This is a genomic window from Deinococcus puniceus, assembly GCF_001644565.1.
GTDB lineage: Bacteria > Deinococcota > Deinococci > Deinococcales > Deinococcaceae > Deinococcus > Deinococcus puniceus.
In genome coordinates, this window is the sequence record NZ_CP011387.1 from 2,600,969 (window position 1) to 2,623,585 (window position 22,617).

Annotated in this window: 18 protein-coding genes, 4 tRNA genes and 2 riboswitches; of the genes, 9 read left to right on the plus strand and 13 right to left on the minus strand. The window is 64.3% G+C overall.

All coding sequences use genetic code 11. The annotated features are described in order from the left end of the window. Positions 1–8: 8 nt before the first annotated feature. Together SU48_RS12010 and SU48_RS12015 are read right to left on the minus strand one after the other, a co-directional pair. Positions 9–497: a putative dsRNA-binding protein gene (locus SU48_RS12010; RefSeq protein ID WP_064015448.1), complete on the minus strand. Its 489-nt coding sequence runs from the start codon at positions 495–497 to the stop codon at positions 9–11. A 470-nt stretch (positions 498–967) separates the two neighbouring features. After that, a complete protein-coding gene (locus SU48_RS12015) occupies positions 968–1,699 on the minus strand; it encodes a phosphodiester glycosidase family protein (RefSeq protein WP_064015449.1) in 732 nt (243 codons plus the stop codon). A gap of 102 nt (positions 1,700–1,801) precedes the next feature. Between SU48_RS12015 and SU48_RS12020 the strand changes: the two genes are divergently transcribed. The 6 genes from SU48_RS12020 to SU48_RS12045 all read left to right on the plus strand — a co-directional run bounded on the left by SU48_RS12020 (position 1,802) and on the right by SU48_RS12045 (position 9,139). Next, a complete protein-coding gene (locus SU48_RS12020) occupies positions 1,802–2,401 on the plus strand; it encodes a GNAT family N-acetyltransferase (protein WP_064015450.1) in 600 nt (199 codons plus the stop codon). Between the two features lie 41 nt (positions 2,402–2,442). Beyond that, positions 2,443–2,518 (plus strand) — tRNA-Asp (locus SU48_RS12025). A gap of 247 nt (positions 2,519–2,765) precedes the next feature. Next, on the plus strand, positions 2,766–4,694 hold the full coding sequence (gene speA / locus SU48_RS12030; protein WP_064015451.1) for a biosynthetic arginine decarboxylase: 1,929 nt from the start codon (positions 2,766–2,768) through the stop codon (positions 4,692–4,694). A 114-nt stretch (positions 4,695–4,808) separates the two neighbouring features. Beyond that, positions 4,809–6,074, plus strand: coding sequence for a class I SAM-dependent RNA methyltransferase (locus SU48_RS12035; protein ID WP_064015452.1), 1,266 nt, complete (start codon positions 4,809–4,811; stop codon positions 6,072–6,074). 62 nt (positions 6,075–6,136) lie between these two features. Continuing rightward, a riboswitch (ZMP/ZTP riboswitch) is annotated at positions 6,137–6,223 on the plus strand. 71 nt (positions 6,224–6,294) lie between these two features. Continuing rightward, the gene (gene purH / locus SU48_RS12040) at positions 6,295–7,866 is read left to right on the plus strand and encodes a bifunctional phosphoribosylaminoimidazolecarboxamide formyltransferase/IMP cyclohydrolase (protein WP_064015453.1); all 1,572 of its coding nucleotides are present in this window, start codon (positions 6,295–6,297) and stop codon (positions 7,864–7,866) included. 397 nt (positions 7,867–8,263) lie between these two features. Further along, positions 8,264–9,139 (plus strand): bifunctional 5,10-methylenetetrahydrofolate dehydrogenase/5,10-methenyltetrahydrofolate cyclohydrolase, encoded by an 876-nt coding sequence (locus SU48_RS12045; RefSeq protein ID WP_064015454.1) that lies wholly within the window; start codon positions 8,264–8,266, stop codon positions 9,137–9,139. Between the two features lie 173 nt (positions 9,140–9,312). Here SU48_RS12045 and SU48_RS12050 read toward each other — a convergent pair whose 3' ends face one another. The 9 genes from SU48_RS12050 to SU48_RS12090 all read right to left on the minus strand — a co-directional run bounded on the left by SU48_RS12050 (position 9,313) and on the right by SU48_RS12090 (position 17,745). Continuing rightward, positions 9,313–10,347, minus strand: coding sequence for a homoserine O-acetyltransferase family protein (locus SU48_RS12050; protein ID WP_064015455.1), 1,035 nt, complete (start codon positions 10,345–10,347; stop codon positions 9,313–9,315). Next, complete coding sequence (locus SU48_RS12055; RefSeq protein ID WP_197474645.1) at positions 10,344–11,678, minus strand: O-acetylhomoserine aminocarboxypropyltransferase/cysteine synthase family protein; 1,335 nt, start codon at positions 11,676–11,678, stop codon at positions 10,344–10,346. Before SU48_RS12055 ends, SU48_RS12050 begins: the two co-directional genes overlap by 4 nt. Before the next feature lie 139 nt (positions 11,679–11,817). Then, a riboswitch (SAM riboswitch) is annotated at positions 11,818–11,920 on the minus strand. Positions 11,921–11,996: 76 nt separating this feature from the next. After that, complete coding sequence (locus tag SU48_RS12060) at positions 11,997–12,386, minus strand: Fur family transcriptional regulator (protein ID WP_064015456.1); 390 nt, start codon at positions 12,384–12,386, stop codon at positions 11,997–11,999. Positions 12,387–12,530: 144 nt separating this feature from the next. Beyond that, positions 12,531–12,607 (minus strand) — tRNA-Arg (locus tag SU48_RS12065). Positions 12,608–12,655: 48 nt separating this feature from the next. Further along, positions 12,656–12,746: transfer RNA gene (locus SU48_RS12070), tRNA-Ser, on the minus strand. Positions 12,747–12,769: 23 nt separating this feature from the next. Then, a tRNA-Ser gene (locus SU48_RS12075) sits at positions 12,770–12,857 on the minus strand. A 93-nt stretch (positions 12,858–12,950) separates the two neighbouring features. Beyond that, positions 12,951–14,222 carry a nitrilase-related carbon-nitrogen hydrolase gene (locus SU48_RS12080; protein ID WP_064015457.1) on the minus strand — a complete coding sequence of 424 codons (1,272 nt, stop codon included), beginning with the start codon at positions 14,220–14,222 and terminating at the stop codon, positions 12,951–12,953. 117 nt (positions 14,223–14,339) lie between these two features. Continuing rightward, on the minus strand, positions 14,340–15,506 hold the full coding sequence (locus SU48_RS12085; protein WP_064015458.1) for a YihY/virulence factor BrkB family protein: 1,167 nt from the start codon (positions 15,504–15,506) through the stop codon (positions 14,340–14,342). Between the two features lie 58 nt (positions 15,507–15,564). Further along, positions 15,565–17,745, minus strand: coding sequence for a hypothetical protein (locus tag SU48_RS12090; RefSeq protein ID WP_157451158.1), 2,181 nt, complete (start codon positions 17,743–17,745; stop codon positions 15,565–15,567). Between the two features lie 313 nt (positions 17,746–18,058). On the opposite strand from SU48_RS12090, the gene SU48_RS12095 reads away from it, so the two are divergent. Both SU48_RS12095 and SU48_RS12100 read left to right on the plus strand, forming a co-directional pair. Beyond that, positions 18,059–18,490: a thioesterase family protein gene (locus SU48_RS12095; RefSeq protein WP_064015460.1), complete on the plus strand. Its 432-nt coding sequence runs from the start codon at positions 18,059–18,061 to the stop codon at positions 18,488–18,490. Positions 18,491–18,526: 36 nt separating this feature from the next. Continuing rightward, positions 18,527–20,272, plus strand: a complete 1,746-nt coding sequence (locus SU48_RS12100; RefSeq protein WP_064015461.1) for an NAD-dependent malic enzyme — start codon at positions 18,527–18,529, stop codon at positions 20,270–20,272. 60 nt (positions 20,273–20,332) lie between these two features. On the opposite strand, the gene SU48_RS12105 is transcribed toward SU48_RS12100, so the two are convergent. Further along, entirely contained in the window at positions 20,333–21,664 is a 1,332-nt protein-coding gene (locus SU48_RS12105; RefSeq protein ID WP_331710189.1) for a DUF4403 family protein, read from the minus strand. Between the two features lie 112 nt (positions 21,665–21,776). On the opposite strand from SU48_RS12105, the gene SU48_RS12110 reads away from it, so the two are divergent. After that, positions 21,777–22,196, plus strand: coding sequence for a secondary thiamine-phosphate synthase enzyme YjbQ (locus SU48_RS12110; protein ID WP_064015462.1), 420 nt, complete (start codon positions 21,777–21,779; stop codon positions 22,194–22,196). Between the two features lie 21 nt (positions 22,197–22,217). On the opposite strand, the gene SU48_RS12115 is transcribed toward SU48_RS12110, so the two are convergent. Then, complete coding sequence (locus SU48_RS12115) at positions 22,218–22,592, minus strand: hypothetical protein (RefSeq protein WP_157451159.1); 375 nt, start codon at positions 22,590–22,592, stop codon at positions 22,218–22,220. Positions 22,593–22,617 lie beyond the last annotated feature (25 nt).

A 22,617-nucleotide genomic window follows, 5' to 3' on the forward strand; every position in this document is an offset into this window, starting at 1 on the left:
GCTAGAACTCACTCCGGCCCGTGCCCCAAGTCGGCCAAGAGGTCACGGTAGAGTCGGCCCGCTTCCCGGCGCACATCGTCTACGCTGGCGTCTTCGTCGGCCAAATCCAACGCCACATCTAAGGCTTCGGCCAGCACCGCCGCGTAAATAGGCCACTGGCCTTGGGCGTCTTCGTCACGCTCGGCTTCTGGCCCTGATACTTCCGGCCCGTTGCCTGCCTCCTGCCGTCCGTCCAGCACCCTCAAAGCCGCCTCGGAGGCCAGCCGCTCGGCGTCTTTTTTGCTGCGGCTCTCGCCACCCTCGCCCAGTTCTCGCCCGCCCACCAGCACCCGTACCCGGAAGGTGCGCTCGTGTGCGGGGCCGTCAGACGACACCTGAAATGTGGGCGCACCCGCTCCCAGCGTGATCAGACGGGCAATCAGGTCGCCCTTGGGATTGGCCTGATTCGCATTGGCTTGATGAGCACCGGGCGGGGTGGGCGGCGTGCTGGAAGTCATGGGCTTCAGAATACCGCGTGTGCAGGTGGCAAGCGGGGCCGTGTGGGCGGTGGTGCAGGAACAGTCTAAGGGTCGAGGGTCTAAGAAAAGCAAAAGCCGGAGCTAAAGTCATGCAGCAAACGCCAAGTTTCACGAGCCACCCTTAGACCCTTAGACCCTTAGACCCTTAGACCCTTAGACCCTTAGACCCTTAGACCCTTAGACCCTTAGACCCTTAGACCCTTAGACCCTTAGACCCTTAGACCCTTAGACCCTTAGACCCTTAGACCCTTAGACCCTTAGACCCTTAGACCCTTAGACCCTTAGACCCTTAGACCCTTAGACCCTTAGACCCTTAGACCCTTAGACCCTTAGACCCTTAGACCCTTAGACCCTTAGACCCTTAGACCCTTAGACCCTTAGACCCTTAGACCCTTAGACCCTTAGACCCTTAGACCCTTAGACCCTTAGACCCTTAGACCCTTAGACCCTTACCGCGAAACCGTCCAAATCCCGCCAAACTCTGCAAGTTGCGTATTGGCTTCGGGCGTGGCGTAAGCGCTGATGCTGCCGTCCAGATACAGGGCGTCGGGGCACTTGAGGGTGTCGCGGAAAAAGACGGCGAAGCTGTAGAAGTTGACCGGGCCAGCACTGACGGCAAACCGCACCCGCCCGTCGCTGCATACGCCGACGCCGCTGCGGGTTTTAAAACTGGTGCCGCTGCGGTTGAAGGCGGGGTGCAGTGTGCCGCCCGACACGAGCAGCGGCCCCGACTGCGTGGCGTAAGTGGGGGCCACGTTCAGGCGGCGGTAAGCCTGCGTTTCGGTCACGCCTGCGCGGTTGCCCTTGACCCAAAACACGCCGTTGGGCAGCAGGGCAAAGTTGCCGCCAGAGCGGGCATTGTTGAGGCCCACCAACGTCTTGCCGCCCTGAACGTGCAGCCCCAGCGGGCGCGGGCCGGGGGCGTAGATGCCGCTGTTGGTGGCAAAGAGCATGGCCTTCCCCTGACTGTTAAGGCGCTGCTGCACGGCGTCGAAGGTCTGGTACGGCTTGCCTGTGGCGGGGTTGTTCCAGTGCAGTTCTAGGCGGTCTTGGGCCAAGTTCACCACCGCTACCGTGTACAACATTCCGCCCGAAGTCACGCGCTGCACGCTCAGGGCCTCAGCCCCCGCACACGAGGTCAACCCCAGCAGCATGCCCGCCAGCACACCCACCCGCACCATTCTCTTTGTTCCCGGCCTGTTCATCACCCCACATGATGGGGGCTCTGGATGAGCGCGGGCCATCACGGCTGAGAACAAAGACTGGGCTTTACACTGCCTGCCATGCCCGCCGAAATTGAAGTCAACCCACTCCTGACCACGCCCACACTGCGGCTGGAACCGCAAGTGGCGGCCCACGCGCCCGCAGTGTTGGCGGCGCTGTCCGATCCGCGTATCTACCTCTACATTCCCGGCACGCCGCCCACCGATGCAGAGGCGCTGCGGCGGCGCTTCGCCCACCAAGAATCTCGCCGCTCGCCGGATGGCCGGGAATTGTGGCTGAACTGGATCGTGTATAGCGGGCAAACAGTACTGGGAACCGTGCAGGCCACTGTGCATGTAGCCCAACGCACGGCAGATGTGGCCTACGTGTTCGCACCGGGAGCGTGGGGCAAAGGCCACGCGGCAGAGGCGATGCGGGCCATGCTGGGCTTTTTGCACGCTGGGCTGGGGGTAGAAGAATTCGTGGCGCACCTCGACACGCGCAATGGGGCGTCGCGGCGACTGGCACAGCGGCTGGGTTTTGTTCAGACCGACCTGATCTTGGGGGCCGATCACTTCAAGGGCAGCGTCAGCGACGAATACGTGTATAAGCTGTCTGCGGCGGCCTTTTCAGCCTCCTCGCCCACACCGCCGCTTGACTTCCCGCCCGCTGGCCTTTAATCTCTTGTCCGCTGGTCTGCCACTTGATGTCAGTCAGAGTTGGTCCGGTAGTGTAGCGGTTAGCATATCTGCCTGTCACGCAGAAGGTCGCGGGTTCAAATCCCGTCCGGACCGCCAGAAGACAAAGAGAGTGAGGCTTAAGCCCTCGCTCTTTTTTATGTCCAGCTGCGTGAGACGAATGTCCGCCCTGTGTCAGCCCGCCGCAAATGCCATTCTTCCCCCTACTTGTGGCCGCGCTGTGCCGTATTATGCCCCCCGGTTTCGCACGGCGTCCGTTGAGTGCTGATCTGCCCCCGGCAGGCCCGATACTCCGAACCCCGCGCACGGCGAGCCTACCCCACTGCACCTTGGAGGAGGACGCCCCTTGACTACGACGCCCCTGAACCCCGGACAACCCTTTACCACCGTCGACGCCGCCGAACTTTATCAGGTGCCCAACTGGAGTGGCGGCTGGTTCCGCGTGTCCGACAAAGGCCAGATGGAAGTCACCCCCAGCCCCGGTTTGCACGCGCCGCTGCGGGCCATCATCGACGAAATCGTGGAGCGCGGCGAAAGCCTGCCCGTGATCCTGCGCTTTCCGCAAGTGCTGGCCGGACGGGTCAAGCACCTCAATGAAGCCTTTGGCGCGGCCATCACCGAATACGGCTACGGCGGACATTATCAGGGCGTATTCCCGATCAAGGTGAACCAACGCCGCGCTGTGGTGGAAACGGTGGCCGCCGCCGGGTACGACTACGCGCACGGCCTAGAGGCAGGCAGCAAAGCCGAACTCGCGCTGTGTTTGGCCCAGCGGATGCACCCCGACGCCCTGCTGTGCTGCAACGGCTTCAAGGACGACGGGTTTATCAAGCTGGCCTTGTGGGGCCGCACGTTGGGCAAAAACGTGGTCATCACGCTGGAGAAGTACAGCGAACTTGACCGCGTGCTGAAGCAGGCCAAAGCGTTGGGCGTGAAGCCTGCCATCGGCGTGCGCTTCAAGCTGCATGCACGCGGATCGGGGCAGTGGGAAGAGTCGGGCGGCGATCAGGCCAAATTCGGACTGAACGCCTACGAGCTCCTGCGCGTGGTGGAGCGCCTGCGGGCCGAAAACATGCTCGATAGCTTGGTCATGCTGCACACCCACATCGGCTCGCAAATCACTGATATTCGCCGCGTGAAGGTGGCCGTGCGGGAAGCCACCCAGACCTACGCGGGCCTGATCGCTGCGGGCGCACAACTGAAATACCTGAACGTGGGCGGCGGCCTCGGCGTCGATTACGACGGCTCCAAGACCACTTTCTACGCCTCCATGAACTACACCGTGCGCGAGTACGCCGCCGACATCGTGTACACGGTGCAGGAAGTCTGCCGCGCCCGTCAGGTGCCCGAACCCGTGATCATCAGCGAATCGGGCCGCGCCCTGACCGCCCACCACGCAGTTTTGGTGATGCCTGTGCTGGACGTGACCGGGCCAACCCGTGACCTTGAAGACCTCGCGCCGCCCGAAGGCGACAGCCACCAGATCGTGAAGGATTTGGAAGAAGGGCTGGCGAATATCACCGCCCGCAACTACCGCGAAACGTACAACGACGCGGTGGGCGACAAGCAGACGCTGCACAACCTGTTTGACCTCGGCTACGTGACGCTGGCAGACCGGGCACGCGGCGAGGCGCTGTTCAACGCCATCCTCCGCAAGATCGCCAAAATGATTCAGCACGAAAAGTATGTGCCGGACGAACTGGAAGACCTCGAAAAAGTGCTGGCCGACAAGTTCATCTGCAACTTCTCTTTGTTCCAGAGCTTGCCCGACAACTGGGCGATTCAAGCCCTCTTCCCGATTGTGCCCGTAGACCGCCTGAACGAGCGCCCCACACGGCAAGGCACGATTGTCGACATCACTTGCGACAGCGACGGCAAAATCGAGAAGTTTATCGACCTGCGCGACGTGAAAGCCACGCTGCCTCTGCACGAGCCGGGGGGCAAGCCGTACTACCTCGGCGTGTTCCTGATGGGCGCGTATCAGGACGTGCTGGGCAGCTCCCACAACCTGTTCGGCAAGGTCAGCGAGGCGCACATTACGGTGCGTCCGGGCGGGCGCTATCACATCGACCTGTTCGTGCGCGGCCAGAAAGCCCGCCGCATGATCGAGTCGATGGGCTACGAGGAACCCATGCTGCGCGACGCCATTGAAGATCAGGCCGACGCCGCGATTAAAGCCAAAATGCTGACGCCGGAGCAGGAAACCGAGCTGCTGGAAGACTACGGCGAGGAACTGCTGGGCTATACGTATTTGGAGTACGAGGAAGAGGGCTGAAGAGGGAAAAAGGGAGTGGGGCGGCCAGTGGGAAGGGGCCGCCCTTCTTCATTTTCCAGCCCGTTCCTTGCTCGCTCCCTTTTCCCCGCGCCGCCCTGCGCTACCCTGTAGGTTATGTCTGACGCCGCACACACTCCCGCCACCCCAGCACACACTGGGTTGGTCACACTCGAAATAGAAAAACTGGTTGCCGGGGGGCTGGGACTGGCCCGCGACGCCGATGGTGTGGTGCTGGTACGCGGAGCGCTGCCCGGAGAGCAAGTCACCGCCGCTCTGCGCGATGGCCGGGGCGTGCGCCAAGGCGTGACCCGCGAAGTCTTGCGGGCCAGCCCTGACCGGGTAGAGGCCACTGCCCTGCCCACCGCCGACCTTGCCCACGCTTCGTATGCCGCCCAACTGGTCTTCAAACGCGGCTTTGTGGAAGAAGCCCTGACCCGCATTGCCAAGGTGCGCCACACCGTGCACGACACCGTACCCAGCCCCCGCGAGTGGTTTTACCGCAACACCGCGCAGTATCTGGTGACGCCCGAAGGGTTTGCCTACCGCGAACGCCGGGGCACTGGCCCGTTGGTGGTGGGCGCTGACCCCCTCGTGATGCCGCAGATTCAGGCCATCATGGACAAGCTGGACACCAGTCGGCTGGCCCCCGCCACCGAAATTGCCTTCCGCGCCAGCCTGTTGACCGGCGAAGTGGTGGCCGCCGTGATCGGCGCGGGCGAAACGCGGGCCTTCCTGCGGGCCTCCGATCACTTGATGGAAGCGGGCGTGGTAGGCGTGTCTCTGGCCCAGCCTGCCGGAAAACGCTTCAGCGCAGGCGTGCGCCTGATTGCGGGCGAGTCCGAGATTCGGGAGCAGTTTGGGCTAGTGCAGGTCAGCGTGAGCGCCACCGGGTTTGCACAGGTGAACCCCGAAGCGGCGGGCTTGGCCTATATCCGGGCCGCAGAACTGGCCGGAAAAGGGGAACATGCCGTGGACTTGTACGGCGGCGCGGGCGCGATTGGCCGCCACCTGTCGCCCAGCTTCCGCAAGGTCACGGTGCTGGATTCCTCGCCTGAAGCCTTGTCGCGGGGCCGTCAGGATGTGGCCCTCAGCGGAGAAAAGAACGTGACCTACCGCAGTGGTGACGCGGCCCGCTTCAGCGAACTGGGCACCGACGTGATCGTGGTCGATCCGCCCCGCGCCGGACTGGAACCCGAAGCCCGCGAGCATATTCACGCCTCTACCGCTGACCGATTGGTGTACGTGTCGTGTGACCCGGCCACGTGGGCACGCGACGTAGGCGACCTGACCCGGCGCGGCTGGAAACTGGGCGCGGTCATTCCACACGACTTTTATCCGCAGACCAGCCACATCGAAATCGTAAGCGTGCTGGAACGCTGAAGTCTGTCCAAGGGATCTGGACGACTTCTCGCCGCGCCGCAGGCAGCCTGTATGCTGCGGCCACAGCGGGCGGCAACTGGCGCTGAACGTGGGGTCTACCACGGGGAAGCCGCCCACGCAAGACTGGATCGCACGCCTGGGTCGGACGCATCACCGCTGCATGGGTTGAACCTGTGTAGTCGAGTGAGCGTCCGATTTTTGCTGGAACGGGAGGCTGGACATGACGGCACAAGCGAACAATCAGACAAAGAGACGGGCCTTGATTTCGGTGAGCGACAAGGCGGGCGTGGTGGACTTTGCGCGGGCATTGGTGGAGCGCGGCTGGGAGGTGCTGAGCACGGGCGGCACGCTGTCGGCCCTCACGGGTGCGGGCGTGGCAGCCACCGCCGTCAGCGACATCACGGGCTTTCCGGAAATTCTGGATGGCCGGGTCAAAACCCTTCACCCCAGCATTCACGGCGGTATTTTGGCGCGGCGCGACGCGGGCCATCTGGCCGAACTGGAGGCGCACGGCATCGGCACGATTGATCTGGTGTGCGTGAACCTCTACCCCTTCCGCGAGACGGTGGCACGTGGGGCCGCGTTTGCCGAAGCGATAGAAAACATAGACATCGGCGGCCCCGCCATGATCCGGGCCGCCGCCAAAAACCATGCAGGCGTGCTGATCTTGGTTGACCCGGCAGATTACGAATTAGCCTTGCAGGACGACGTGACGGAGGCAGACCGCCGCCGCCTCGCCGCCAAAGCCTACCGCCACACCAGCGAATACGACGCGGCGATTACGGCCTATCTGGACGGCACATCGGATGCGATTCCTACTCGGTTGCCGCAAACGCTGAGCCTCGAACTCTCGCGGGTGGCCGAAGTGCGCTACGGCGAAAACCCCCACCAGCCGGGCGCGATTTACCGCTGGGGCGCGGCGCGGGGGCCAGTGCTGGATGCCCGCGTGGTGGCCGGGAAACCCATGAGCTTCAACAATTACGCCGATGCAGACGCCGCTTACGCCCTGTGCAGCGAACTGGCCGCGCAGGAAACCGAGGCGGGCGACCCCCGGCTGGTGTGCGTGGCCGTCAAACACGGCAACCCCTGCGGCGTGGCGGTGGCAGACAGCGTGCAGGCCGCGTGGGAGCAGGCCCGCGACGCCGATACCCTCAGCGTATTTGGCGGGGTTGTGGCCGTCAGCGGCACGGTGGATCTGGCCGCAGCTCAGGCCATGCGCGGCACCTTCTTGGAAGTGCTGATCGCGCCCGACGTGACGCCGGAAGCGGTGGAATGGTTCGCGGCCAAAAAGCCCGACCTGCGCGTGCTGATCGCGGCCTCCGCCGCCGCCGTGAGTGTGCTGGATTTGCGCCCCATCGCAGGCGGATTCGCCGTGCAGGAGCGTGACGCCCGCCCCTGGGCCGACCTCTGCCCCGAAGTGGTCACCGCCCGCCAACCCACCGACACCGAATGGGCCGACCTGCGCTTTGCCTGGGGCGTGGTGAAGCATGCCCGCAGCAACGCGGTGGTACTGGCACGCGGCGGCGTGACGGTGGGCCTAGGGGCCGGAGCCGTGAGCCGCATCTGGGCCGCTGAACGCGCTGTCGCCAATGCCGGGGAGCGTTCGGCGGGCGCGGTGCTGGCCTCGGAAGCCTTCTTCCCATTCGACGATGTGGTGCGACTGGCAGCGGGCGCGGGAGTGCTGAGCATCCTGCAACCCGGCGGCGCAAAACGTGACCCGGAAGTGATCGCGGCGGCCAACGAACTGGGCCTGAGCATGGTATTCACGGGATCGCGGCACTTCCGGCACTAGGTTAAGTTGGGTGGCGGAAGGTCTAAGGGTCTAGGGTCTGAGGGTCTAAGGACGGGCAATCGCGTTGCTCACTCACCCCCTCTGCTGCGCAGCTCTGCGAGTCCCCCTCAAGGGAGAGGGAGCAAACCCACGACACCGCCACCCCACATCGTCCCCGCCCGAATGCGTGTGAGGCCGTCGTGCGTGCAACGCGCGGGCCAATTCCAGCGTTAAGACAACTGGCGATTCCGCTTCAGGTGAACGGTTCAGCCGAGTCTGGATGCGACAAGATCAATCCTCCCGAGCGGAGCGACCAACTCCCCTGACCCCTTTGGGGGCGGGGGCTGGGGGGGGTGGGGGAAAGCGTGGGAGAAGCCCCAAAACCTCCACCTCCAACCCCTGCGAATAAGGAGCCACCATGTCAACCCTCATCCTCGGCAAACCGCTGGCCGACACCGTGACCAAGGGTGTCAAGTCGGCCCTCGCCATCTGGCAGCAAGAAGGCTTCCAGCCCCATCTGGTCAGTGTGTTGGCCTCCGACGACCCGGCCTCGCGGGTGTATGTGCAGAGCAAGGCGCGGCGGGCGGGGCAACTGGGCGTGCGTTTTACGGTGCGCGACTTGGGCGCGGAGCTGGGGCCGGGGCTGACGCAAGCCGCCCTGAATGCCGAACTGCGGGCGCTGTCGGAGCGGGACGACGTGCAAGGCATCGTGCTGGAATTGCCGCTGGCAGCGGGGCTAGACCCTGACCTGAGCTTGCTGCACTTGGCCCACCGCAAAGACGTAGAAGGCCTGACGCCCGCCAACCTCGCCCTCGTGACGGCGGGGCGCGAACCTGAAGCGATCTTGCCGCCCACGCCGCGCTCGGTGCGCTTTTTGCTGCGTTCGGTGCTGGGCGACGACCTGCGCGGCCTGCGCGTGGCCGTGATCGGGCCGGGGCGCACTGTGGGCCGCCCACTGACGTGGATGCTGGGCAACCGGGGCATGACCGTGACCGTGTGCAACGAACATACCCGCGACCTTGCGGCGGTGCTGGCCCCGCAAGACGCCATCGTAGTTGCGGTGGGCAAACCCGGATTGCTGCGCCCAGAGCAGGTGCAGCCGCATCATGTGGTGGTGGATGCGGGAATCAACGTGACCCCCAACGGCGTAGTCGGGGACGCCGCGCCTGAAGTGGCCGAGGTGGTGCGGGCCTTCACACCTGTGCCGGGCGGCGTCGGCCCACTGACCAGCGCCCTGATGTATCAGAATTTGGTGCGGGCCGTGAAGATGCAGCGGGGGGAGGCGGTGGAGTGAGGGGCTGTCGAAGGGTCTAATAACGTCAAGACCCATCTTCTCCCGCCCCTCTCTAAGGGGGGCCGTTGCAAAGCAACCGGGGGGTCAATCTCTGCCGTCCCAAACCCCCAACCGCCCCAGCACCTTAGACCCTAGACCTTTAGACCCTTAGACAAAGCCCCCGAAACGCCCGATTACACCCGCAAGAACGCTCCAACCTTCTCCGGCAATTCGCCCGCATCCATCAGGAAGGCGTCGTGGCCGTGAATAGAATCGAGTTGCCAGTAGGTGCCGCGCCGCAACTGGGCCGCGTGGGCCTGCACTTCTGCCGCCGGGTACAGCACATCGCTGCTGATACCGACTACCAACACAGGCACGCCGATGCAGGCCAGTTCGGCGTCGCCCGGCTGGAAGGCGTCCATAGCGCGGGTAAGGGTGACATAGGTGCGCTCGCAAAAGCGTTCGGCCAACTTTTCGCCCTGATAACTGAGGTAGGACGTGATGGCAGGCACGCCGGGCCGCCGCGTGCTGGGGCCGCTCTGGGTGGCCGCCAAGCTGTCGGGGCTGCGGTAGCTGAGCATGGCGATCTGGCGGGCCACCTTCAGCCCCTCTCCGCCCGGTGCAGCGGCAATAGCGCTGCGGGCGGCACTGTTCAGGCCGATGGCCCACGGCGAATGGCGGGCGGGTGCGCCGATAATCACGGCCCGCTCGACTAAATCGGGGCACTCCAGCAGCCACGCATAGGCCAGCATCCCGCCCATGCTCGCGCCGATCACGCGCACGCGGCCCACGCCCAGATGCCGCAGGAGTTCGCGGCCCACGCGGGCCATATCGCGCAGGGTCAGGGCCACCGGTTCGCCGCCCACTGTCGGCAATTCGGACGGCCCACTGCTGCCCGCACAGCCACCCAACACGTTGGCGCACACCACGAAGTCGCGGCTGGGGTCAAGCGGCTTGCCCTCACCCAAAAAGTCGGGCCACCACTCGTGAACCGCACTGGTTCCAGTCAGGGCATGCAGCACCAAAGTAGCGTCTGGGCGGGCCTCGCCGTAGGTGTGATAGGTCACGCGCACATGGTTCATGGGCTGGCCGCAATCCAGCAACAGCGGCTCTTTGCGAAACAGAGTGACGGTGTGGCGGCGCGGCAGACATCGCTCCGGGGCGGCCTCGTCCGGCTGAAATGCTTCCGGCGGGGGCAACAGTTCCGGGCCAAAACTCACGGCGGTCATACGCCTTCCGCGTCCACGAGGGCGGCGGCCAAGGCCTGCGCGAAGTCCTCGCGGATGTCGTCTATGTGCTCGATGCCCACCGACACACGCACCAGCCCCGGCGTGACGCCTGCCGCCGTGCGCTGTTGGTCATCCAACTGAGAATGTGTCGTGCTGGCCGGATGAATGACCAGCGTGCGGGTGTCTCCGACGTTGGCGACGTGTTGGGCCAACCCCACCGAACTGATGAAGGCCTCGCCCGCCGCACGCCCGCCGCGCAGCTCGAAGGTGAGGACTGCGCCGCCCCCACGCGGCAGATAGGTCTGGGCACGGTCATAGTGCGGGTGGTTGCTGAGGCCGGGATAGGTCACGCGGGACACGTCGGGGTGGGCCGCCAGCCACACCGCCAGCGCGTGGGCATTCTGGGCATGGCGCTCGGCCCGCAGGCTCAGGGTTTCCAGGCCTTGCAGGAATTGCCACGCCTGCTGAGGAGCCAGAGTCGGCCCCAGATCGCGCAGGCCCTCAGTGCGGGCGCGGGTGATGAAGGCCACGTTGGGCAGCCCCAGCGCGTTGCCTTCGCCAAAAGCTTCCCAGAAATTCAGGCCGTGATAGCTGGGACTCGGCTCGGTCATCAGGGGGTAGCGGCCATTGCCCCAGTCGAATTTGCCGCCGTCCACGATCAGGCCGCCGATGCCGTTGCCGTGCCCGCCGATCCATTTGCTGGCGGAATGCAGCACGATATCCGCGCCGTGCTGGAGGGGCTGGCAGTAGTACCCCCCGGCCCCGAAGGTGTTGTCCACGAACACCGCCACACCCTGAGCATGGGCCGCCGCCGCAATCGCCTCGAAATCGGGAATATTCAGCGCCGGATTCCCGATGGTTTCCAGATACACGGCGCGGGTGCGGTCATCGATCAGGGCCGCAAATTCTTCGGGGCGCTCGTCTTTGCCGGTAAAGCGAACCTCTATGCCCAATCGCCGCAGCGTCACCCGGAATTGGTTCACCGTGCCGCCGTACAGGTTGGGCGTGGAAACGATGTTGTCTCCGGCCTGCGCCACATTCGTGATGGCGAGGAACTGGGCCGCGTGCCCGCTGGCAACCGCGAGTGCGCCCACACCGCCTTCCAGCGCCGCGATCCGTTCTTCCAACACCGCGTTGGTGGGGTTCATGATCCGGCTGTAGATGTTGCCGAAGGCCCGCAGCCCGAACAGGTTGGCGGCGTGTTCCGGCGACTCGAACACATAGGAATTGGTGGCGTAAATAGGCACGGCCTGAGCGCCGGTAGTGGGGTCTGGGCGCTGTCCGGCGTGAACTTGCAGGGTGTCAAAGTGCAGCTTTTTGGGGGTAGTCATTGTGCGGCCCTCCGGCCAGACAGCAAGTGTCTGAAATGGGTGGGGCGGCCTACACAGAGGCGACGCCCCTCTCTTGGGGAAAAAGAGAAGGGGCGAAAATATTCATCGCGTGACCTTCCCGGATCGTTCCCGGCGGGCGCAGTCATCGTTAACGCGCCGTTGGGCTGGCCTTGGCACCGTGACGTAATGAAGTCCGGTTGCCGCGCCGTCTACGAGCCAGTTCTCTCGGGCGCTCTGGATTGGGGTAGCTTCACGCGGAAGCTGACTTAAGGTATCAAGTCGGGGCGGAGCTGACAAGGGGATGGGCAAGCATGTGGCTCAGGCGGGGGCGGCGGCACACTGCGGGCACTGCCCATACAGCGTGACCTCGTGCGCCTCCACGATAAATCCGCCCGGATAGACCGTGCCGCGCGGCAGGGCCACCGGGCAGGTGTGCAGGGTAAACACGCGCCCACAGCGGGTGCAGGAAAAATGATGGTGGTGCCCCTTGCCGCTGGCCTCGTACAGGGTTTCGCCGTCTAACGTAACCGGGTGAATCCGGCCCTGTTCGGTCAGCAGTTTGAGGGTACGGTACACCGTGGCAATACCTAATCCGGGCAAATCGGACAGCGCCCGGCCATGTACGTCGTTTACGGCCAACGGGCCTTCCGCGCCCTCCAGCACGTGGGCAATCACATCACGTTGACGGGTGGTGCGGGTGGCGATCATCCCCCAATGCTAGCAGACTTGGGCTGGGCAGTTGAGAAGTGGGGATCAATAGGGTGCACGGAACCTTGATTGTTGAGAGTGGATCGTGAGGAAGGCAGGCCAGTACAGCCAACGAAAAACCCCGCCCGGAGACGAGGTTTGTGGTGGTGTGCCTGAAGGGATTCGAACCCCTGGCCTTCTGATCCGTAGTCAGACGCTCTATCCAGCTGAGCTACAGGCACACGGTGTTTGGTGATGAGGGTGAAACTGGTCATGAACAGTCGGTGCGGTGGCGGAGAGGGCGAGATTCGAACTCGCGGTAGGCTTTTGGCCTACGAGCGTTTAGCAAACGCTTGGTTTAAGCCGCTCACCCACCTCTCCATGAGGCACCGATTGTCATGTCTTGGCGAGGGGTGAGGGATTCGAACCCCCGGTAGGTTGCCCTACTACGGTTTTCAAGACCGTTGCCTTCAACCACTCGGCCAACCCCCCTTACGGCGGGCGCACTTTCGGCGTGTCCTTACCCGGTGAGAGGCTTGGGCGTCCTGAGCGCGATAGGAAGTATACGGACGCCCTCCCCGGTTGTCAACGTCTGCGCCGCCAGAGCCTCAGCAACAGCGCCGTCAATCCGGCCACAATGGCCAGCGGCAGCCAGCGCCCAGCTGTCATCACAGGCGCAGAAGCTTCGTCCAGCAGGGCTTCCAATGCCAGTTCGTGCGAGGTACGAGGCGGCGGAGTAAGCGTCATGGCGGAGAGGGTCAGGTCGGCGTGCAGCAGGTCGGTGCGGTAGGCATTCTCGCGGGGATGGCCGCTGCGGACCGCGAGATTCAGCCCCAGTTGGCGGAGTTCTTCGGGCGTGCCGGAATTTTGTACCCACGGGGCCAGCGCCAGAAAGCCGGGGCGAGGATCGGTCAGCACGTAGCTTTGCAGCTTGGGCGCGTCTTCAGCTCGTCCGGTGATGGCACTTTGGCCGTCAAAGGACAGATCAAGCAGATTCCCTACCACCATCGGATTCACGGCGTAGCGGATGGATTTCCCAGACGTGGTGGCCGTCCATGCCGATTCCAACCAAGCCACCGTTTGGTCACGCACATTGTTTGGGTCGGGCGGCAGACCTTCCAAACTCGTCCACGGTGCGCCGTTGGCATCGGGTTGCAGCAGCACCGTGCAGCCCTGCGCTTCCAGCTTGCCGATCACGTCGGCGCGGAAGGCGTCTAGGCTGATGCCCACACCCAAATCACCGACAGGGGTGGGAAACACGCGCAGTTCGGAGAGGGGGCCGGGGGTCAGGTCTACCCCGCCCGCTCCCTCGGCGGGCGTGAGGTGAACCTTGTCGGTGGCCCCGATCAGGCGGCCCTCGGGGTCGAGGATGACGGTCTGGTTGGTTAGGGTGCCCGCTTCCCGCACTATCCGGCCCGCCCGGAGACTCAGGCGCGGCATGGGCGTGGAGCCGCAGCAGAGGTACACGCCGTATTCCCGCGCCAGATCACGGCAGGTATGCAGGTACAGGCGCGTATTGATGGGCCACGCCGCCAGTTGCAGCGCCCGAATCGGCGACACCCGTTCCCGCAACAGCACAGGCAGCACACTGGGCAAGCGGCTCAGGAACAGCAGCAACGCCGCCCGCTCGAAGGTTCCGGCCCGCGCCGCCAACGGCGAACCGCGCAGCACCAGCGGCAGGCCGTTCAGTTCGGTCAGCACCACCAGATTGGGCCGCGTGGGGTGCAGATGCGGGCGGGCCAGCTCCAGTTGCGAGCGCATCCACGCCCGGAAGGCCTCGGCACTGACAAAATCGTCGGCGCTCCATTTGGGCTGCACGGCAATGGCCCGGAAAGTACGCGGTTGAGCAGAAGACATGGGGGTAGGGTAGCGGATGTTAAATGCGCCGTACTTAAAAGAGTTGTCTAAGGGTCTAGGATCATAGGGTCTAAGGAAGGTCAAAGGCAACCCCCTGCGCTCAAATCTGCCTCTCCCCTATTGACGCGGCCCCCCCCGCCACCCGATCAGCTTCAGAACAATCACGGCGGGAATTGCCAGCAGGGCCAAGACCGCGTTCCAGACGGCGGCGCTGATGCTGGGCAACACGTCGGGTGTGGCTGGTTTGGGCCGGACGACTTTGGATAAAAACTGGGGCAACTGCGGCAGCGGGCGGCCAAACACACGGCGGGGCGGGCGGGCGGCTTTCTGTGCAGCGCTTTCCAGTTCTTGCGTGCTGGGGGCAGCGTCAATTTCTGCGCCCTGTGCAGCCAATTGCTGCTTTTTAGCCACGTTGGCGGCCCCGCCTGCCCGCGTGCCATACTTCTGGGAGTAGACCCACGTGACTTCTGCGCCAAAAAAGAAAATCATGCTGGAGTAATAGATCCACAGCAGCAAAATGACCAGCGATCCGGCGGCCCCGAACACGCTGCCGGGTGCGGCACGGCCAAAATACAGGCCGATCAGCAGTTGCCCCAGCGTAAACATCAGCGCGGTCACGGCCCCGCCCACCCACACGTCTTTCCACTGGAGTTTGACGCTGGGCAGCAGCTTGTAGACGCTGGCAAACACAGGCGTCAGCAGCAGCAGAGACAGCAAAAACGTGCCCACGCGCACGAAAAAGGCCCCCGCGCCGATCAGGTCACCGATGCGCTCGGCCACCGCCGACAGGTAGGTATTGCCCACCAGAAAAGCGATGATCAGCACGCCGAAACTTAGCACCAGCACGAACGACAGCAGGCGTGAGCCGATGATCGCCAGCGGCCCCACCGGTGGCCCCGGCTCCGCGCCCCACAAGCTGTTCAGAGCGTCTTGTAGCTGCACGAACAGCCCGGTGGCCCCCAAGAACAGCGTGACGAAGCCGATGATGGTGGCGGCGGTGCTGGACTTTTGCAGGCTATCGTCGGTGGGAATCAGGGTGCGAACAAAATCCACCGCGTCTGCCCCTATGTTTTGAGACAGAAAGCTGAACAACTGCTCCTGTACGTCCACATTTGCCAGAAAACGGCTGGCGACGGCCAACGCAAAAAACAGCATCGGGGCCACCGCAAAAATGGCGTAGTAGGCGATGGCAGCCGCCAGCCGGGGCGCTTTGTCTTGCCCAAACGCCAGCGCCGATTCGCGGATCAGGGTAAGCAAGTCGGCCAGCGTGAGAGCAGGTTTCACGCGGGCAGTGTAGAGCAGGGGCCACGTACTGGATTTGAGAGATCAGAACTATTTTTTTCTAACGCCCGCCCCCGAACGCCCCCGCCCACCAGTTCAGCGCGTTGCCGTCCCGAATCAGGATGTGTTTACCGTCCGGCGCGAAGGCGGTTTCGGGCACCGGGCGCGGGTGGCCGCAGCCGAAAAAGCGGGTCAGGCCTGTGCCGAACGCGGCGGGCAAGGGCACTTCCTGCCGAATCTGAAGATCGGCCAAGCGCACGCCGTACAGCGCCCCGCCGCAGCCGTCGCCTTGCCCTTCGGTCAGCAGGACATGGCGGCGGTTAGGGGCAAAGTCGGCCACAGCAAGGCCCCGGTAAACTTGCAGGGCACGCGGAGCAAGAGTCAGCGGTGGGCGGGCCTGTCCGGTGCGGGCGTCGGCCAGCCAGAGCTTCAAGGCCCCCACTTCTGCCTGACCGGGAATGGCTATTCCTCTGGCCCGCAGCACCGTTTGTCCATCGGCGCTGGCAAGGGCGGCAGCTTCTGCTCCCCACGCCTCTTGCCAGCGCAGGCCGCCCCCAAGGTTCAGCACACTCAGGCGCGACTGAAGCGGGCCAGTCTGGGCCGTATTCTGGGCAGAGCGGCGCACATCTTCGCGCAGCAGCAGGGCAGAAATGGGCAGGCTGTATCGGCTTCCGTCGGGCAAGGGAGGCAGGGTGAGGGGTTTGAGTTGGCCCGCCCCGTCCAGCTTCCAAACGAGGGTGCGTTCGCCGCCCAGCGCGGCATCGGTGGCCCGCGCCGACAGCACGCCGCCTAGAGCAAAACTCAATGTGCTGACCCTCAGCCCCGGCAAAGGCAGCGCTTGCCGCAGCCTACCCGTGCTGTCCAGCAGATACAGCGCCCCCGGTACCGCCAATGCAAATCGCCCGCCGTCGGAGGTAGCGGCGAGGGCGTCGGGCACGCTGGGAACGGCAAAACGCCAGCGGGCCGCGCCCCCGGCCAAGGGCACTTCTCGGCCTGCCCGGTCTAGCAAGCTCAGTGCCCCGGCTCCGCCGCCTACGCTGAGGGCCACCGCTGCCCGCCCGCTGCTGGACGCGCCGCCCACCGAGGCACCGCCCGCCAGTGGAACCCACGCCACCACCGCCCGCCCCAGCGCCCGCACAAACTGTCCGTCACTGACCCGGCGCACCTCGGGTACGCTGCCGCCGCGCACCGTCAGCCACAGGCGGCCATCGGGGGAAGGAACTGCACCGACTAAGCCAGCAGTGGCGGAAAGTTTCCAGCGGGCGCGGCCTGTGAGGGCGTCGCGCAGGGCTACCACCTGACCGCCACCGATTGCGCCGCCCGTTACAGGGTCTTGCTCGGCGGTAGCAGTCAGCAGGCGCGAATTGCCCACCCAGCGCAAGTCGGGTGCGGCGTCCTCGGCCAGCGTGGTTCCCGGTAACGCCCAAAAAACGCGCTTGCCGCCTTTGCGCTGCACCACATCCACATACGCCGTGCCTGCACCACCAGACTCGCCCACCAACCGCAACACCGCCGTGCGCGAACCGTCGGGAGAGGGCACTACGCGCAGGACTTCGCCGCGTGGCAGGGTCACGGTGCTGGAAGGAATCCGGCTGGCTCCGCTGCCCAACTCACCCAAAATTAATCGCGCTCCATCCGGGGGCGGTTCTGGCCGAGTCGTGAGCGTTTTTCCCGTCGCCGGGTCTTTGTAAGTCAGTTCCAGCGGCGGCGTTTGGGGGGCCGTCGCGCCTGCTTGCGTCCGGTCTTGCACCTTGCTCCCGCCTACCTGAACACATCCCCTCGGTACCCGTTCCGATGAAGGGCAGGGATCGCCCAGCACACGCCGCCCGTCAGGGGTGAGGGTGAAGGCGGTGCGGTAAGGCTGAGCGTTCTGAACCCCTTCAACCCGTACCAGCAGGCCCGCTGCACCCAGAGTCCCCGCACTTGTTGCGTTTAAAAACAGGCGCGGGCCGAAGGCCGGATCACGCGCCCCCGGCAAGGTGGCAGGCGGCCACAGCACCTGCCGGAACAGGGAACGGCCCGTAGACACATTCCAGCGGTACAGCACCCGTGCGCCGTCCAGTGTGTAGGCCGTGCCATTCGGCCCCCACGCCACCCCGCCCGATGGCCCGCCGATATTGCCTGCCCCCCCAAAGGTGCCCGCCGCGTGCCCGGTCACCTGCACCGCGCCGCGTGGAGTCACGGTCTGGGCAGAGGTTTGACCCAGCAACAGCACAGGCAACAGCAACAGCAGTGGGCGCATGGCCTGAGGGTAGAGCATGACCGGGGTGATTGGCTGTGGAGTTTGGGGTGGAGGCTGAGTTGAAGGGAGGCTTTGTCTAAGGGAGGGCAATCGCTTCGCTCACCACCCCTCACCCCGCTGCTAGGTAACGCCCCTCTCTCTGCGAGCTGTTCCAGTCCCGCAAGGGGCGAGGGCGAAAAGAAAGGGCAAAAATTGTGGGCTTTGCTCCCTCACCCTTGAGGGGGGAGGGCCGGGGAGGGGGTGAGTGAGCAAAGCGATTGCCCTCCCTTCGACCCTAGACCCTTAGACGCTCCTCCCCTGCTAGCCTTCCCCCATGCGGCCCATTCCACCCGGCTTTTCCCAGACCCTGACCGTGCTGATCACTGACGCCATGACCGTACAATTTGAAGAACTCGGCGCAGTGCATCCGGTGTACGCGACCTACTGGATGGCGCGGCATTTCGAGGAAGCGGGGCGCAAAATCATCCTGCCTTTTTTGGAAGAGGGCGAGGGCGGCATTGGCACGCAGGTAGACGTGCAGCACACCGCCTCCGCCCTGCCCGGTATGACCGTAACGATTACCGCTACCTTCGAGCGTATGGAAGGCCGCCGCGTGGTGTGCCGGATGGAAGCCGCAAACGCGCTAGGCGACCCCATCGGCACGGGCACAACGACCCAGATGGCTCTGCCCCAGACCCGCATAGATGCCAACTTTGAAGCGTTGCGGGTGCGGTGGGCCGGAGCACAGGCAAGTCAGACACGCTGAACCGCGTTCACTCCTGTCCCGCTATGCTGGGGCGATATGCCCGAACCGCTTCCCGTGTCCCGTTATTACGATGTCAAGCGCGACGAACAAGGCCAGCGTTATCTGGATGTGCGCGTGACTGGGCTGGCCCTGCTGCAAAATCCGCTGCTGAACAAAACCACGGCCTTTACCCGTGATGAACGGCGCGAACTGGGCATCGAAGGCCTGATTCCGCCGCATACCAGCACCTTGCAGGAGCAAAAAGACCGAACCTATCTGCGTTACCTCCAGCAGACCACCGACCTCGGCAAGCACGAGTATTTGCGGGCGCTGCAAGACCGCAACGAGGTTTTATTTTACGCCATGCTGGAAGACCACTTGGAGGAAATGCTGCCCATCCTGTACACGCCGACAGTGGGCGAGGCGGTGCGGGTGTTCTCGCACATTTACCGCTACCCACGCGGCTTCGCGGTGAGCACCGAGGACATAGACCGCGCCGACGAACTGCTGGAAAACGTGCCGCTGAACGATGTGCGGATGATCGTGGCCACCGATTCCAGCGCCATTTTGGGCATCGGGGATCAGGGTTTTGGCGGCATGGCAATTTCTATCGGCAAGCTGAGCCTGTACACGGCGGCGGGCGGCGTGGGGCCAGACAAGACGCTGCCCGTCGAGCTGGATGTGGGCACAGACCGCCAAGACCTGATCGACGATCCGCTGTATTTGGGCGTGCATCACACGCGCCTGACCGGGCCAGCCTACGACGAGTTCCTAGACCGGTTTGTGGAGGCCGTCTCGGCCCGCTACCCCAAAGCCATCATTCAGTGGGAAGATTTTGCGCGTGGCACGGCTTTCCGGGTGCTGGAACGCTACCGCCGGGTGGTGCCCAGCTTCAACGACGATATTCAGGGCACCGGCGCGATGGCTTTGGCCGGACTGATGAGCGCAGCCCGCCTGAAGGGAGAGCGCCTACAAGACCAGCGGTTCGTGGTGGTAGGCGCGGGCGCGGGCGGGATTGGCGTGGCGAGCGCCATTCGCAGCGGCCTGATGAGAAGTGGCCTGAGCTTTGCCGATGCCAACGCGCATGTGTACGTGGTAGACCGTCACGGCCTGCTGATGCACGGGCAACCCGGTTTAGAAGACCACCAATTCAGCTTTGCTCGCCACTCCGCCGACCTGTTGGGTTGGAAAATTGAGGGCGAGTATCCGACCCTGCATGAGACGGTCGTAAATGCCCGCGCCACCGCGCTGCTGGGCCTAACCGGAGTGCCCGGCCTGTTTCGCCAGCCCACCATCGAGGCCATGCTGGAGCATACGCCCCGGCCCATTATTTTCCCGCTCAGCAACCCCACCAGCAACGTGGAAGCTCAGCCCGGCGACGTGATCCGCTGGACGAACGGCGCGGCGATTGTGGCGACGGGCAGCCCCTTTGCCGACATTCATTACGGCGACCAGATTTACCCGGTGGGGCAGGGCAACAACGCCTTCATTTTCCCCGGCCTGGGCTTCGGCGCAATCATCAGCCGCGCCCGCGAGATTACGGACGGCATGGTCATGGAAGCCGCGCAAACGCTGGCCGATGAAACCATTCCACACGGCAACCGGGTCTATCCGCCCATCAGCCATATCCGCGAAGTGAGCGTCAAAGTGGCGGTGCGCGTGGCCCGCCAGACCATCACGGACGGCGTGTGTGCCGAACGCCGGATTCGCAACCTGACCGACGCTGAACTCGAAAGCCTGATCCGCTCGCGCATCTGGACGCCGCAGTATTTACCCCTGCGGAATCTGACTGGGGTGAAGTAAGAGTGTAGGACGTAGGCAGTGGGCAGTGGTTTTCCTACCGCCTACAGCCTGAATTCCGTTTTACCGAATCGCCCCCGCATCCACGCCCGCCGTCAGTTCCCCCGATGCCGCCGCCGTCACCGTCAAGGCGTCGGGGGCTACCGTCAACGCTATCAGCTTCAGCGGGCCGACTGTGCCACTTAGCTTGATTCCCGCTGTGGGCGCATACGGCAAACGGGCCTGAGCTTCGGTGCGGGCCTGATCCAACCTTGGCCCAAGGTCAAAGCGGGCGGCGCGGGCCAGATACGCCTCGGCGCGGCTGTCGGCCAGCCAGCCCAGCACGCGGCCTGTGACTCCGTTGCGGCGGGTCTGCACGGTTACGCCGCTCAGGGTCACGATGCGGCCCGTCCTGTCCAACACAGGAGTTCCAGAGATGTCGGCGGTGGCATTCACGTTCAGGCCCAGCGCGGTGATGGTCAGTTCGGCGGTAACGAGCAACTTGGAGCCTTTGGGCTGGACAGTCACACGGTTGATTTTGAGTTTGGGACTGAGCGGCACGGGGAGCGGCAACACTTGTGCGGCGGCAGCGCGGGTGGCCGCCTGCGAGAGTTCCGCGTAGGGCAGGCGCACGGGCACACTCAGTTGCACGCCGGATGTGGGCGGCGCGGCCACTGTCAGCGCGGGCAACGGCGCAGAGGCCACCGCAGGCGCACGACCCAACCCAACCGTCAGGTCGAAAGCCGCCCCCACCGTCAGTTTCAGGGCGTCAGGCGTGAAGCGGAAGGGCGACACACTGAGGTTACGCGGCGTGACACGGGCGTAGGCGGGGTCTGAAGTGGGCAGTGTCCAAGGCTGCTGCGCCCGCGCCCAGAGGGTTCCGGCCCGTGTGCGAAGATTCGCGCCGTCGCGCACGGCCCGCGCCACATCTGCCGCCACTTTGTCCAGTTGGGCACGCACCTGACCGTCCACAAGGCTCTGCACGCTGACCCGCACACCCTGCGTCAGTTCCACACTCAGCGGGTCTGTCCACGCATAGTCGCCCGAAATCTTTGCGCCTGCCTCCCAGTCCGGGGTCACGAAGGGCGACACCCGCAGACTGACGGTGGCCGCGCCCCCAAAGTCACGCGCTAGAAACGAACCGATACCCGCTGGGGCGGCCCGGAAGTCGGCGCGAATAGGCACGCTGACGATCAATGCGTCTCCTTCCGGCGCAGGCTTCACGCTGACGTGTCCGGCCCGCGTGACCGTGCCCGCCAAGTCCACGCTGAGCAGGCCGCCCAGAAAGCTCTGGGTCTGCTGCACCCGCGCAAACTCGGCGGGCACCCGCGCATTGGCCGCGCCCTGCACGCCCGCCAGCGGCACGGTAATGGGCAAACTCAGGCTAGACACAGCTTCGGCGGGGGCGGCACTCATGAGCGCAGTCAACACGGCGGGCATGAGAACTGTTCTTGTTTGTTGGGTGAGAGGCAGGCGGCGCATTGTGGTCAGGCTAAAGCGGGCGCGTGAGAAGCCGTACCCTAAGCCTATGTGGACGCAACACGAACTGACGCTGAGTCCTATGCGCCGGGGCTTTCACCTGATTACGCGGGAGGTGGTGGCCGCCATGCCGGAACTGGCAAGCATCCGCACGGGCCTGTTGCATGTCTTTATTCAGCACACCTCAGCCAGCCTGACCCTGAATGAGAACGCCAGCCCCGATGTGCGGCGCGACTTCGAGCGGTATTTCAACCACGCGGTTCCTGACGCTTGGGCAGACTTTGAACACACTCAGGAGGGGCCAGACGACATGGCTGCGCACATCAAGGCCAGCTTGCTGGGGCCATCGTTGACACTGCCTGTGCGGGCGGGGAAGCTGGCACTGGGCACGTGGCAAGGCATCTATTTGTGCGAACACCGCGATCAGGGCGGAAGCAGACGGCTGGTGCTGACGTTGCAGGGGGAGTGAAGAAGGTCAGATGGCGGCCAATTACGCAGCACCAAACAGCAGAAGTAGCCCCGGCACAAGACACAGCACAGCACATAACACGCCCCAGCCGATGATTTGAAGGCCAGTTTTCCAAGAGTCGGCCAACCTAAGAGCCACCAAACCGAAGGCAATCCAAGTGGCAACAAACAAGAAAAACGAAAGCAGCAACCAATCTGGCACCCCTTCTGCACCGCTTGCACCCATCCCGAGACCGACTATTACAACAAACGTTGGAATCACCATAGAAGCGGCTGCGATAGAGAGTCCGGCAGTCCACCGAAACACTCGCAATCGTTTTGCCCCGGATGAATGCCAGCCTACCCAACCAAGCCAACAAGCGGCGATGACGGGAAGCAGCAGAGCCAGAATGGTCATGGCCTAAGCTAGCGTGAGGCAATTG

Excerpts from the sequence above, each read along its gene's own strand:
- SU48_RS12010 (WP_064015448.1), bottom strand. The coding sequence starts at position 497 with ATGACTTCCAGCACGCCGCCCACCCCGCCCGGTGCTCATCAAGCCAAT.
- SU48_RS12015 (WP_064015449.1), bottom strand. The coding sequence starts at position 1,699 with ATGGTGCGGGTGGGTGTGCTGGCGGGCATGCTGCTGGGGTTGACCTCG.
- SU48_RS12020 (WP_064015450.1), top strand. The coding sequence starts at position 1,802 with ATGCCCGCCGAAATTGAAGTCAACCCACTCCTGACCACGCCCACACTG.
- SU48_RS12035 (WP_064015452.1), top strand. The coding sequence starts at position 4,809 with ATGTCTGACGCCGCACACACTCCCGCCACCCCAGCACACACTGGGTTG.
- purH (WP_064015453.1), top strand. The coding sequence starts at position 6,295 with ATGACGGCACAAGCGAACAATCAGACAAAGAGACGGGCCTTGATTTCG.
- SU48_RS12045 (WP_064015454.1), top strand. The coding sequence starts at position 8,264 with ATGTCAACCCTCATCCTCGGCAAACCGCTGGCCGACACCGTGACCAAG.
- SU48_RS12050 (WP_064015455.1), bottom strand. The coding sequence starts at position 10,347 with ATGACCGCCGTGAGTTTTGGCCCGGAACTGTTGCCCCCGCCGGAAGCA.
- SU48_RS12055 (WP_197474645.1), bottom strand. The coding sequence starts at position 11,678 with ATGACTACCCCCAAAAAGCTGCACTTTGACACCCTGCAAGTTCACGCC.
- SU48_RS12060 (WP_064015456.1), bottom strand. The coding sequence starts at position 12,386 with ATGATCGCCACCCGCACCACCCGTCAACGTGATGTGATTGCCCACGTG.
- SU48_RS12080 (WP_064015457.1), bottom strand. The coding sequence starts at position 14,222 with ATGTCTTCTGCTCAACCGCGTACTTTCCGGGCCATTGCCGTGCAGCCC.
- SU48_RS12090 (WP_157451158.1), bottom strand. The coding sequence starts at position 17,745 with ATGCGCCCACTGCTGTTGCTGTTGCCTGTGCTGTTGCTGGGTCAAACC.
- SU48_RS12095 (WP_064015460.1), top strand. The coding sequence starts at position 18,059 with ATGCGGCCCATTCCACCCGGCTTTTCCCAGACCCTGACCGTGCTGATC.
- SU48_RS12100 (WP_064015461.1), top strand. The coding sequence starts at position 18,527 with ATGCCCGAACCGCTTCCCGTGTCCCGTTATTACGATGTCAAGCGCGAC.
- SU48_RS12105 (WP_331710189.1), bottom strand. The coding sequence starts at position 21,664 with ATGAGTGCCGCCCCCGCCGAAGCTGTGTCTAGCCTGAGTTTGCCCATT.
- SU48_RS12110 (WP_064015462.1), top strand. The coding sequence starts at position 21,777 with ATGTGGACGCAACACGAACTGACGCTGAGTCCTATGCGCCGGGGCTTT.
- SU48_RS12115 (WP_157451159.1), bottom strand. The coding sequence starts at position 22,592 with ATGACCATTCTGGCTCTGCTGCTTCCCGTCATCGCCGCTTGTTGGCTT.